At 49.4% G+C, this 12,307-nt stretch carries 10 protein-coding genes; 2 read left to right on the top strand and 8 right to left on the bottom strand.

Annotated features, from left to right (window positions below):
- The first annotated feature begins 918 nt into the window (after positions 1-918).
- Both O1V65_RS09150 and O1V65_RS09145 read left to right on the top strand, forming a co-directional pair.
- Positions 919-2,187, top strand: a complete 1,269-nt coding sequence (locus O1V65_RS09150; protein WP_269130439.1) for a PhoPQ-activated protein PqaA family protein — start codon at positions 919-921, stop codon at positions 2,185-2,187.
- Positions 2,188-2,374: 187 nt separating this feature from the next.
- Positions 2,375-2,830, top strand: a complete 456-nt coding sequence (locus tag O1V65_RS09145; protein WP_017491085.1) for a hypothetical protein — start codon at positions 2,375-2,377, stop codon at positions 2,828-2,830.
- A gap of 36 nt (positions 2,831-2,866) precedes the next feature.
- Here the strand turns inward: O1V65_RS09145 and O1V65_RS09140 are convergent, their stop codons facing one another.
- The 8 genes from O1V65_RS09140 to O1V65_RS09105 all read right to left on the bottom strand — a co-directional run bounded on the left by O1V65_RS09140 (position 2,867) and on the right by O1V65_RS09105 (position 12,111).
- Positions 2,867-4,303, bottom strand: coding sequence for an NAD(P)/FAD-dependent oxidoreductase (locus O1V65_RS09140; RefSeq protein ID WP_017491086.1), 1,437 nt, complete (start codon positions 4,301-4,303; stop codon positions 2,867-2,869).
- Positions 4,304-4,377: 74 nt separating this feature from the next.
- Positions 4,378-5,703, bottom strand: coding sequence for an APC family permease (locus tag O1V65_RS09135; protein ID WP_084913020.1), 1,326 nt, complete (start codon positions 5,701-5,703; stop codon positions 4,378-4,380).
- Between the two features lie 824 nt (positions 5,704-6,527).
- Positions 6,528-6,776 (bottom strand): CsbD family protein, encoded by a 249-nt coding sequence (locus O1V65_RS09130; RefSeq protein WP_017491088.1) that lies wholly within the window; start codon positions 6,774-6,776, stop codon positions 6,528-6,530.
- Between the two features lie 93 nt (positions 6,777-6,869).
- A complete protein-coding gene (locus O1V65_RS09125) occupies positions 6,870-8,300 on the bottom strand; it encodes a PhoPQ-activated protein PqaA family protein (protein WP_192504464.1) in 1,431 nt (476 codons plus the stop codon).
- 472 nt (positions 8,301-8,772) lie between these two features.
- On the bottom strand, positions 8,773-9,744 hold the full coding sequence (cmoB, locus tag O1V65_RS09120; RefSeq protein ID WP_017491090.1) for a tRNA 5-methoxyuridine(34)/uridine 5-oxyacetic acid(34) synthase CmoB: 972 nt from the start codon (positions 9,742-9,744) through the stop codon (positions 8,773-8,775).
- The gene (gene cmoA, locus O1V65_RS09115; RefSeq protein ID WP_017491091.1) at positions 9,741-10,496 is read right to left on the bottom strand and encodes a carboxy-S-adenosyl-L-methionine synthase CmoA; all 756 of its coding nucleotides are present in this window, start codon (positions 10,494-10,496) and stop codon (positions 9,741-9,743) included. The genes cmoB and cmoA overlap by 4 nt, the downstream gene beginning before the upstream one ends.
- A 139-nt stretch (positions 10,497-10,635) precedes the next feature.
- On the bottom strand, positions 10,636-11,454 hold the full coding sequence (locus O1V65_RS09110) for a DUF72 domain-containing protein (RefSeq protein ID WP_192503618.1): 819 nt from the start codon (positions 11,452-11,454) through the stop codon (positions 10,636-10,638).
- Between the two features lie 81 nt (positions 11,455-11,535).
- A complete protein-coding gene (locus O1V65_RS09105; protein WP_017491093.1) occupies positions 11,536-12,111 on the bottom strand; it encodes a hydrolase in 576 nt (191 codons plus the stop codon).
- Between the last annotated feature and the right edge of the window lie 196 nt (positions 12,112-12,307).

Below are 12,307 nucleotides of genomic sequence, written 5' to 3'. Positions count from 1 at the left end.
CTGCGTTTTTGGCGAGTGAAATGTCAATCAAAGTTTTGATGTGATCACATCAAAAAAGGCGTTTATAACGTTTTTTATCTTTTTACTGAGGCTGGAAATAACGAGAAGAGGGGGCGAGTCTACTTCAGGGAGATAATTTTTCAGGCGCATGAAAATAGGTTGTTTTAACGTCAATCCCAGGCCTAAAAAACAAAAAAAATTTAAATTATAAAAAAACCCAATAAAATCTATTAAATCCTTATTTTACAGATAGTTATGTTTAATTTTCTAGTTTCCTTAAACTAAATTGCAAATTTTTTGATCAAAAATATTGTACAGGTCACGGAAAATTGTATAACTTTATGCGCCTCAAGACGGACGGCAGGGTTTTTTTCATTTTAAACCCAGGCTGTCTAAGGGTTGTAAAGAACATATTTAGATAACGGCAAAGGTGCGCGGGTAAATAATTATTCGCCGATCTTCAGTGCTGAGTGGGAATTTTCTTAGAGAATTTGAATTTAAATTATGGGCAAAATTAACACCTTAATGACCTCAAAAATAGGCCCAATTTTTGAGGTATTATTGTACGATGATTCTACCGCGAATCGATAAAAATAAACTCTGCTTAGATAAATTATTCACTCAAATAATTTACGCAGGTGACTATAACCTTGATGATCGTAATGCATGCAATGAATCAATAAAAAAGTGTCATTTCAGACCCTGCTATCGAGAGGATTCTCAGGAATGATGCTAGCAATAGGTTAATAAATAAATATTAGAAACATTCTAGTGTGCATTTAAATTCTGTATGAATTTTTTCCAGGGTAATATATGAACATATTTAAGTTGGTGTTCTTTTCTTTGCTGTTACTGCCGGCGTGTGTTTTTTCCCAAACGCGGCTATTGGACAATGCTTGTAATAGTATCGACAGCAAGGTGAGTAATACCAATATGATTGCCTGCTATCGCGAAACGCTCGCGAAGCAAAGGCTTGACTACCGCTTTGTCAGCAACCAGGCGTATCCGCGCGAATATCGGTATTTATTAAACGATATCGTGCCCGCCCGATATGCTATTGATCCCAGCAAACCGCCCGTTCAGATCAATAGATATCAAATGCTGTCACAACACTGGTCACCTGACGGTTTGGTCACTCCTGGCCAATGGCATCATGACGTCAATATTTATATTCCCAAAAACGCTAGGGGCACCAGAGCGCTTATTGCCGTCGATCTTAGCGAAAAGATGATGGCCGAAATTGCGCAATCAACGAATACGATTGTTGTTTCTCTGGATAATATTCCGGCTATCGGACTGGAGTATCAGCACGATGGAATTTCACGCGTTGAGGACGACAGTATTGCGCGCAGCTGGCAATTAACGATGCAAAGTCCGCAAAACCGGGCACTGCTGCCACTGCATGTGCCGATGGCCGAAGCTATTTCACAAACCATCAGGCTGGCTAAAAAAGAACTGAGACCCTGGCATATTGACAAATTTATTGTCACCGGCGCGTCCAAGCGCGGCTGGGCAACCTGGCTTGCCGGTATTTCAGACCCGTCGGTGGAAGCCATTGTGCCTTTCGTGGCGGACGCACTGAATACGCAAGACATTGTGAAGCACATGTACCGGGTCTACGGCGGGAACTGGCCCATTGCCTTTAAACCCTATTACGACAATCAGATCGATCTCAAGCTCGGCACGCCCGCCTTTGAGCAGTTGATGAAGATTGAGGATCCGTTGCAGTATCTGGCGACTGACGCGAGGTCTCGACTGGCGATTCCTAAATACATCATCAACGCCAGCGGCGACGACTTCTTTCCGCCGGATGATACGCGCTACTACTTTGATCCACTGCCCGGTGAAAAATCTCTGCGTATCGTGCCCAACAGCGATCATCTCGGGATTGTGAACGTCATGCAGCAGTCGCTGGTCGCGTTTATCAACCGTTTGCAGGACTCCCGTCCGCTGCCAACCGTGACCGTCACAAATTCGGCCAATAGCGACGTCGATCGACAGGTGAGTTTCTCCGAGAAGCCGGTGAAGGTGCTGCAATGGACCGCCACAAATCCTGATTCCCGAGATTTCCGCTACGCCTGCGGCATTCGTTACGCGTCTACACGCCTTACGCCCAGCCCGCAAAATACGGTGAATCTCTCGCTGGACTATGCCGGTGCTGGCTGGCTGGCAGGCGAGGTTTATTGAGGCCACCTTTGCCGATGGCTACGTGGCAACCTCACAGGTTTATATCACTCCCGATGCGAAATATCCCGTTACGGCTCCCCTCTCGGCAGGAAAAACCTGTCAGACACTGCCGGGACGAAATTCCTGAGTTTTCAATTAACTCATCATTTTTCACTTTTATCAGACACATCGTATACAGGAACGTTTTATGACGTATTTCATGACAGGCTTATTGGTGATGCTCGCATTGGTCGCGGTAGTTGGGCTGTTTAACACTATCAAGTCTCGCCAGTCGCTCAAGCGCAATTTTGCAAGCTGGTATGAGTCCTATGAGAAATCATTACGGATCTCGAAAAACAAGATGGCCAAAGAGTTGATTAAACACGCCATCGAAATCGCTGCGTCACAGAACGTGTTGACCAATACGCAGAAACACAACATTTTCAGAGCCGTGAGCAATGCGGGCTATGGTAAGGCGTTCAAAGCGTGGGAACGCAACACGTTAAATCCGATTCGCCATTCGCTGGGCGGAGAGACGCTGTCAAACATCAACGCGGTTAATGCGGGCGTGGTGATGATCATCTTTTTACTGCATAAAGAAGATGACGACTTCAAGTTGGCCAGCAACAAAGCGCTGGCCTTTATTAATCCCACCCGCCGATAAAAATCGGGCTGCCCTGCACGGGCAGCCCGAGCAGGCCTAGAATGAGACCATTTTTCCGGGCGACAGGCGAGTCCCAATGCCCATCAGGGTTTTGGCTATCGGGATAGCCACCGGGGCAAGTTGACGGCCTATCATCAACGAGCGATGTTTGATGGTGGTCAACATGTTGAAGTCATTATTGAGTCGCAAAACGTCATCACGGATAGCCTTGCCTATCCTCACCGTCTGCGCAATGCCGTGTCCACTCCAGCCGTGTACGGCATAAATGGGCGCACGTTTTCCCAGTTTTCGGCAGTCGGTTGCGCCATTTAGCGTTAAATCGGTGGTACCGCTCCAGGCAAATTCGAGCTCAAGGTCATCCCGGTCAGGAAATACGGCGCGCAGGCGAGAGGTAAGGTAATCTACGGTTTTATCGTCATGCCAGCGCATCCCGGTTCCCTGACCGCCAAACAGCAGGCGTTCGTTCCTCACCGGGCGATAATAGTCTATCTGGAACTGTGTATCGTAGACCGCTTTGCCGGTAGGCAGCAGAGAACGCGTACCGCCTTCGACCGGGCAGGTGGTGCCGACGTAAGTATAGAAAGGGATTGTCGTTGAGTTGTCCTGCGCCAGCAGAGTGTATGTGGCACTGTGCACGGCGAGGATCACGCCTCGGCGGGCAAGAATCGATCCCTGTGAGGTGTGTACTCTCACGCCCTTGTCCGTTTCCTCGAGGCGAATCACCTCGCTCTGCTCGTGCACGGTACCCCCGTTGGTGACAAAACCATAAATAAGGCCTCGCGTCAGGGCCAGTGAATGAACCTGTCCTCCAAGCATGTCCAGCGCGCCACCGTGGTAGATATCGGACTGAATATGACTCTTGATTTCGTAAGCTCCGAGGATGGTCACGTTTTCGTCACCGAGAAACTTCCTTGCATCGGCTTCTCTGACCAGCGAGTTGAGGTGCCCGGGATGAACAGCCGCCGTTAGATGGCCGCGTCCGCGATCGACCTCAAGGCCATAGCGTGCCGTTATCTCGTCAATCAGCGACATCGACTCCGACGAGGTAAAGGTCCACAGGCGGCGTGCTTCCTCAAAGCTGAGATTTTCCAACATTGATTCTGCCTCCCAACGCGCCAGCCCGGGCGTGAGCTGTCCGCCATTGCGCCCCGAGGCGGCAGAACCAATCCTGTCTTTTTCAAGCAGTACGGTATCAACGCCCGATTCTGAAAGGTGAAGAGCGGCAGATGCGCCCAGCAGACCTCCTCCAATCACTACCAGTTCACACTCTTTGTCCTCGATAAGCGGTGGGAAGTTTTCCCAGGGGGAAAGTGTCGACTCGTAGTAATTAGCGGGATTTCCAGGGTCCAGGTTTTCGGTCTGTTTTTTGTCGTTGACCCAGTTCCAGTCACCGTGAGTTATCTCGTTCTGGGTCTGGATACAGATTGCGTCATGGGTTAACGCAGGCTTCTTAATAGCCGTTTTTAGGGACATGGCATTTTCTCAATAAGTTAATCACAGTCCTTCAGGAAGACACGCTGAGGACACCTTCAGGGAATGACTACCGGTTACACTTCGGAAAGCACCACCACCTTGTTAGTCAGTTTGCAATAGACCAGATAAGCTGCACCCAGCGCTGCCCACGTCAGGCCCAGCTCCAGCGCGTCTTTATCCAGGTTGAACCACATTACGGCGACGGTGAGTAGCCCCAACAGTGGCATGACGACGTTATTGATTCCCTCACGCAGCGAGTTGATCTGCTTTTTCAGTACGGCAAAATGCATTAATACCGAGATATTCACTGAGCTAAAGGCCACCAGCGCACCGAAGCTAATCAATGACACAGCGGTATCGAGATTGAAGAAAACTGCGGTCATCGAGATTCCACTGACGAACAGAATGCAGTAAAGAGGGCTGTGGGTTTGCGGATGGTTATAGCCAAAGAATTTCTGCGGGAAGATGTTGTCTCGCCCCATGATGTTGAGCAGTCGCGCGGCGCTTGCGTGGGAGGCCAACGCAGAGGCAAAGGTATTCACCAGAATTGCCACCAGAAATACCGACTGGAAGAATTTTCCGCCGACGTAAAGTACGATTTCCGGCATGGCTTCGTCCGGATTCTTGAACTGCGCATTGTTGGGGTAGTAAAGCTGAATAAACCAGGCGGCGACGAAGAAAATCAGTCCACCGCTCAGTGCGGTAATGAAGATAGCGCGGGGGATAACCTTGCCAGGATTACGCGTGTCGCCAGACAGGGTGGTCACGGCATCAAAGCCCAGGAACGAGAAACAGAGCATCGCCGCGCCGCCTATCAGCGGAAGAACACTGGCGTTGCCGTTGAGCAGTGGGGCTAACGTCCAGACGTGGCCGCTGCCTGCATGATGGCTCACCCCCTGAATCACCAGATAAATAAAGATGCCCATCAATATCACCGGCAATCCGACAAAAATAACGTTCAGATTCGCCAGCAGTTTGATGTTGCGGCAGTTAATGAAGGCCACCAGAAGGGTAAAAGCCATGATAAACAGGGCGGGGGGAATGTGCGGAAACAGCGACCTCAGATAAATCCCCGAGAGCAGGGAGTTGATCATCGGCAGCAGAATATAGTCGAGCAGAGAGGACCAGCCCACCAGGAACCCAAATTGGCTGCCGCAGGTGCCTCGGGCGTAGGTATAGGCCGAACCGGCCTCAGGATAAAGCTTGACCAGGCGACCATAGCTTAGTGCGGTGAGCAGAACCGCCACCAGCGCCAGCAAATAGGCCATCGGCACGCGTCCTTCAGTCACGCCGGAGACGATGCCGAAGGTGTCAAACACGGTCATTGGGGTCATGTAGGCGATGCCGATTATCACAACCTGCCACAGGGAAAGCCCGGAACGAAGTCTAGAATCATTCATAGTGGTAATACTGCCTCATCATTGTATGGGAGATTTTATATAAGCAAAACGCATGCCACCCCAAAAATAAAACATTCCATAATCTTATGTATGTTTGACTTAAATCCTTATCCGACGCGGATTTAAATCGAACTCATATTTTTTATTAAATAAAAAATATGAAATTTTATAGTTAAATCATTAATTAGAATGAACAAGCGGTTTCTGAGACTGTGCGCACCAAAAGATAGCAATGCACTATAAAGATGAGATTTTCTGATGTTTATGGGGCGAGGGAGAGGAGGGTGGATGTCTTTTTCTTATGATTTTGAATCAGAGAATAAAACGAGAAAACGGAGGGTGGGCGTCTTAAATGACAATGCCTCCCTGAGGCGGCATTGATTGCGCTTAGCCTCTCAGGCTTGGCAATCAGGGCGCGAAGATGCCGTCAGCCGACTTAAGATTATTTGTAATGCTTGAGGCCGCTACGTGTAACGCTGCTATTTCATGTGTCATATCACACCTCTCTCTATCCCTGTGATTATCAGCGTACTCAACTGACTGCACATTTCGCAATAGTTTAAGGTTGTCAGGTTGTTGGAGGGGTTATAAGGGCGGGAAAAAAGTTTTACATAATGAGTAAAAGAGCCATCAGCTTGCGCTGATGGCTCAATAAAAACGACTTCTATATAGTTATGGGTAGAACGTGCTGTGTGTAAATATTATGCGGACAAAATTCTATACCTAATAAGCACTAGGTCAAGCCCGCTGAAGAAATTTCACACAGCCTTCCGAACCTCTGCCACACACTAATTAGGGTGGCTAGCATAACTCATGACGTTTTTTTATTTTCGGCCGAGCAGATAACCGATGAGAATACCTACCGCGCCTGCAACTGCAACGCCTGCGAAAGGATTTTCTTTAACCTGATCGACGGCAGTCGATACTGCATCTTTAGCCACATAGCTAGCTTGAGAGGCATATTTACGTGCTGCGCCTTTGGCCTGATGCTCGGGTGAATCAGTGAGATCGCCGTAAGCTTCCTGTGCAGCGCCCGCAACTTCTTTTACTTTGTCTTGTGCTTGATTAAACATACGCTATCTCCTTTTGATTGGTTAGATAAGGTTAGCAGAGAAAACCAGAATTGTTATCCTCTGCCACAAAATACGCGTGTTATCAGACACATCTTATAAACCACGTCCTGCCAGAGTAGTGCATGCATCGCCGTTGGCTGGCGGTGGGGTGGTAGGGTATTTATCGTCAGGCGTAATATAAACCTGCGAGGTGGCGATATAGCCGTCGCTAAACGTCGCCTCCACAAAGGTGGCCTGCCAACCCGGGCCTGGATAGCTCAGCGGCACAGAGACATTATTTCCACCGTTCATGGTAATGTCGCTAGCAATATATTTGATGCCGCATGCAAAGCGGAAATCACGTGCCGCAGGATTAGTGGCGGTCCAACGTAATACCTTCAGCGGTTTTTCGGAAAATGTGATATTCAGGCTGTTACTTTTATTTTGACGGTAGGGAGCAATGGCTAGCGTTGGCAATGCTTTGTTGTTTTGAATTCGATTGATAAACGGCACCAGTGATTTTTCGAAATCATCCTGAATGCCGATGTGGCCGGTATTTGGCGCAATACGTAATGATTTGGTTCCCGGCAGCTTGTCGTAATAATATCTTGTATTATCAGGAACAAAGAAATCATCACCGCTGGCGTTAACGATATACTTTGGAATAGCCAGGCGTGATTCGGAGGGGGTATCCATATATTGCAATGGATCCTCTATTTTCATCAATTTGATAAAGTTCGAGGAATTAACCAGCTTATCGATGCCTTGGTTATAATAGGGTGTAAAAGCCACAGGCCAGTTTCCACCGTACGAGCGATAGATATTCTTCATCACCGAATCGGTGTCCAGTACGTCAATGACAAAGGGAACGATTGCCACCACGCTGGGATCTGAAACGGCACTTAGCCAGGTTGCCCAGCCGCGTTTCGACGCACCGGTCACGATGAACTGATCAATATTCCAGCGCACCAATTCCTTTTTTGCTAGCCTTATTGTTTGGGATATTGTGGCCGCCATCGGGACATGCAATGGCAGAAGTTGGCGCTGCGCCGGGTCTTCGGTGAATAATTTCCAGGTGCGTGCAATGCTGTCATCCTCGACGCGCACTTTGTTGTCGTTCTGATACACCAGATTATTGTTCGGGATCGTCTTGAGCGAAATGACGATAGTGTTTGTCTCCTGCACCACCTTTAACAGGGTTCCCTCGTCCATATCGACGGCGATAAGCGCACGGGTTGATTTAGGGTGTTTGGGAATACCAATCGCCACATTTTCAAGCCACTGTGAAGGCGAAACCAGATTTTCAGGAGACCAGGACTGAGAAATCATCTGATAGCGGTTAACTTCGACATCGCCATATACCTGATTGCTCAAAAACCAATATTTAAGCGGCTGCGATGCCAGCGTTTGGCGATAGCAGGAAATAACCGCTGAAGGATCATTAGCCTTCATATCTTTACACGCATTATCAGGAGTATTTGTAGCTGCAAAAATTTCACTGGTTAAAAAAAGTAAGGAAGAAATCAAATAGTGAATCTTTTTCATCATTCATCCTCAATATAATGAATGGCAGGTTTCATCTTCGAATTAACAATAAATGCTATTGTTACTGTGGGTGATTTTCTCACTCCTTGACTATTACTTATATTCTAACTGATTTTTAATCATTCTTTGTCAGCGTCCTTAAAATCAGATTATTGCTACACAAATGCTGTTAAATTAAAAAAGATATGGGTTATTTTCTGATTTCTAAAGAAATAACACTCAGTGAAATTGTTCGAATTATTTGAATTCTAAGAGGCTATTTTAGCGTTAATTTTTGATTTTGTTTGAATGACTCAAAAATATTAATGACAGAAAGGGCAACTGTAAAATTTAAGTGTGCACAATTTACGCGGTTAACACATTGATGTGCAATGTTTTAAATCTAACCGAGAGGTTTTATCATCGTGCATAACGAGAGGAAGAGTTTGGTGATAAACCCGCCCCCGGAGACGTTAGGGGGGCGGGGTAAAGATTAAGGCTTGTTGGCAATTAACAGCGCGCGGCGTGGGGCAGGGTAGCCTTCAACGGTCTTGCTGCTGTCATTAGGGTCGAGGAACTCTGCCAGAGATTCGCTGGTCATCCACGGGGTTCGATGCTGTTCTTCCACCGTAGTCAGGCTAACATCGGCAATGCGCACATTGATGAAGCCGCATTTGATGAGCCATCCTTTTAGCGCCTCGGCGGAAGGAATGAAGTAGATATTATTCATCTGCGCATAGCGGTCGCCCGGGACCAGCACTTGATTGCTGTCACCTTCGATAACAATCGTTTCAAGCACTAACTCACCGCCGCTAACCAGCTGATTTTTAAGCTGTAGAAGGTGGTCGAGCGGGGAGCGGCGATGGTAAAGCACGCCCATCGAGAACAGAGTGTCAAAGGCGTTCAGTTCCGGGAGCTGCTCAATGCCCAACGGCAACAGGTGAGCGCGCTGACAGCCGCCCAACAGCTTGCGAACGGCCTCAAACTGGCATAAAAACAGCTGCATTGGGTCGATTCCGACCACAAAATTCGCGCCTGCGCCAAGCATGCGCCACATGTGGTAACCGCTGCCGCAGCCGACGTCGAGGACGGTACGACCCGCCAACGAAGAAATGTGCGGCAGTACGCGGTCCCACTTCCAGTCAGAACGCCATTCTGTTTCTATTTCAATGTCATACAGTGAGAATGGACCCTTGCGCCACGGCATGAGGTTACGCAGTAGGTTTTCCATGCCTTCGCGCTGACCCTTCGGCAGCGGCTCAAGCATATTGGCCGTCACGCTGTGCAGCAGATCCAGGCGTTCGGGTTGCAGCAACGGCAACCTGTCTACGGCGTTGAACCACATTTTGAACTTACCGTGCAGCGACTCTTTCTGCCAGGCCGTCAGCTGTGAAGGCAGAGTATTGAGCCACGGGCTTAGCGGACCCTTGGCGATAGCCTGATAAAAATCCCCAAATTCAATCACGCCGCGTCCCCTGCTGTCTCATCTGCCTTGATGGCAATCAGTGAGCCAAAGTTGAAGCACTGGAACCAGACCTCGGCGTGTTCAAAACCGGCCTGTTGCAGGCGTGCCTTGTGGGTCTCAACCGAATCAGTCAGCATCACGTTTTCGAGCATGCTGCGTTTCTGGCTGATTTCCAGCTCGCTGTAGCCGTTGGCGCGCTTAAAGTCGTGATGCATGTTGAACAGCAGTTCGCCGACGTTGACATCTTCAAAGCTAAATTTCTCCGACAAGACCAGCGCGGCCCCCGGACGCATGCCCTGATAAACCTGATTTAACAGGCGCTGGCGATCGTCGGGCTGCAAGAATTGCAGGGTAAAGTTGAGCACCACCATCGAGGCATTTTTCAGCTCGACGTCAAGAATATCGGCTTCGATAACCTGCACCGGCGTCTCGGCGCGGAAGGCGTCGATGTGGCGGCGGCAGCGCTCGACCATGGCCGGAGAGTTGTCGACGGCGATGATTTCACACCCAGAGACGTGAATATTACGGCGCATTGAAAGCGTCGCTGCACCCAGAGAGCAGCCCAGATCGTAGACGTTGCTGTCGGGTTTCACGAAGCGTTCGGCCAGCATGCCAATCATCGAAATGATGTTGGAGTAGCCAGGTACCGAGCGTTGGATCATATCGGGGAAGACTTCGGCTACGCGCTCGTCAAAAGTCCAGTCGCCGAGTTTCTCAATCGGTGCAGAAAAAAGTTTATCTTGGTTAGTCATAGTGCTGAATCAGACCAAAAAAAGTAAAAAGGGGAGCAAAAATCGTCGGTTTGCTGCTATGGGGGCGGAGTTTAGCAGATTCCGCCCGCTGGATACTCGAAAAATATCAGCCTAAGCACCGCGTGCCGGGTCCCGGTTGTTAAAACAGCGAGTTTTGCTCGGGCCAATCGGGCTCAGGCGGCAGCGCCGGAAGATGGCCTCTCAGCGTTCGCCAAAGGACCTGTGCCTGCTGCGGAGCATCGCTGCAGTCGGGAGAGTGAATAAACAGGTAAGGGGAATGCCCCTGTTGCTGCCAGTCGACCAGCTTTTTTATCCACTGCGAGAACCATTTTTGATTGACGTTAATGTCGTCCCCTCCGACGAAGCGCACTATCGGATGCGTGGCAGTGACCACGGCGTGCACCGGCAGCATCGGTTTCTTTCTTTTCGCCTCAAGCACCGCGTGGGTGGTGCTGGTGGCGTGATGCACCGGACGGCTGTCGAGCAAGGTCCGGTTGATGCCACGTTCATGAAGACCGCGATTCAATGCGCGCTCTTCCTCACCTTTCTCAAAAAACTGTGAGTGCCTGACTTCTACGCCGTAATCAAAGCCGGTAGGCAAGGCATCAAGAAACTGCCACAGGCGGTCGAGATGCTGAGGTGAGAAAGTGGAGGGTAACTGTAACCACAGTTGGCCGATGCGGTTCCCCAGCGGCGCGATGCACTGATAGAAGGCATCGATTTCCCGCTGACAGTTTTGCAGCGCGGCCTTGTGGCTAATGGTTTGGGGAAATTTGAAACAGAAACGGAAATCATCATGGGTCATGTCGCGCCAGCGCATAACAACCTCGGCATTGGGCAATGCGTAAAATGTCGTATTGCCTTCCACGCAGTTGAAGTAACGGGCGTAATCGGCCAAATCGTGCAGGCCGATGCTGTTCCATGCACTGTGGTGCCATTGGGGAAGTCCAATATACATGCCGTTTCCCTATTGTTGTTCCGTTTCTAAAATGAAAAACGCCGCCCATAGGCGGCGTTGGCTGATATCGGCAGGGTAACCTTACTCGGCGATGGCAGCAAGTACCTCGTCAGTGGAGCGAACGCGACCGATGCGAGGGAAAATGAAGTTGATGCTTGAACCGTGGTGGTCAGCATTGTGTGCGCTGCATGCGTCTTCAGCGAACACCAGTTCGAAGCCCAGCTCCCACGCATTACGCGCGGTGGACTCCACGCCGATGTTGGTAGAGATGCCGCAAAGAACGACGGTTTTAATACCACGACGGCGCAGTTGCAGCTCGAGGTCGGTACCGTAGAACGCGCCCCATTGGCGTTTTACTACCAGCAGGTCTTTATCGGTAACGTTAAGTTGCTCTGGGAATTCCCACCAGTCTTCAGGCAGGCTACCCCCACCGGCAGAGATGTCGGTAGGTTGTTTCAGCGCTTCGTCGAAGGTTGCAGACCAGCCTACGCGAACCATAAATACCGGCGCGCCAAGTTTGTTGAAGCGGGTTTTCAGTTCAGTTGCTTTATCCAGGACTTGCTGAGCGGTATGTGGCCCCCCGGCAAAAGGCAGAATACCTTTCTGCAAGTCGATCAGCACCAGAGCAGTTGTTTTAGGATCAAGTGTTAGAGACATAATAGGTAGGCTCGCGATTTTATAAGTTTAAATAACCCACGGTCGTTGCGCAGCCTCCGTGCGACGGCAATTACTTAGGGCACTAATAGTCCGTAAGAGTCTAATCCAGGTTAGGGTAGGGTTTGTTGATAATTTTGTTAAATTATATGTGAGGGCGCGCCAAAGCGAATTTCAGGTGCATCAACTGCGTGTTCGC

This window comes from Rouxiella badensis (assembly GCF_026967515.2).
Taxonomy (GTDB): Bacteria; Pseudomonadota; Gammaproteobacteria; order Enterobacterales; family Enterobacteriaceae; genus Rouxiella; species Rouxiella badensis.
Note: the sequence above shows the minus strand (reverse complement) of the source record. Positions and strands in the feature narration are given on the sequence as shown.

Bases quoted from the DNA above. Each gene is read 5' to 3' on its own strand.
- cmoA (WP_017491091.1), bottom strand. From the start codon at position 10,496: ATGACTAACCAAGATAAACTTTTTTCTGCACCGATTGAGAAACTCGGC.
- O1V65_RS09145 (WP_017491085.1), top strand. From the start codon at position 2,375: ATGACGTATTTCATGACAGGCTTATTGGTGATGCTCGCATTGGTCGCG.
- O1V65_RS09125 (WP_192504464.1), bottom strand. From the start codon at position 8,300: ATGAAAAAGATTCACTATTTGATTTCTTCCTTACTTTTTTTAACCAGT.
- O1V65_RS09140 (WP_017491086.1), bottom strand. From the start codon at position 4,303: ATGTCCCTAAAAACGGCTATTAAGAAGCCTGCGTTAACCCATGACGCA.
- O1V65_RS09110 (WP_192503618.1), bottom strand. From the start codon at position 11,454: ATGTATATTGGACTTCCCCAATGGCACCACAGTGCATGGAACAGCATC.
- O1V65_RS09135 (WP_084913020.1), bottom strand. From the start codon at position 5,703: ATGAATGATTCTAGACTTCGTTCCGGGCTTTCCCTGTGGCAGGTTGTG.
- O1V65_RS09105 (WP_017491093.1), bottom strand. From the start codon at position 12,111: ATGTCTCTAACACTTGATCCTAAAACAACTGCTCTGGTGCTGATCGAC.
- O1V65_RS09130 (WP_017491088.1), bottom strand. From the start codon at position 6,776: ATGTTTAATCAAGCACAAGACAAAGTAAAAGAAGTTGCGGGCGCTGCA.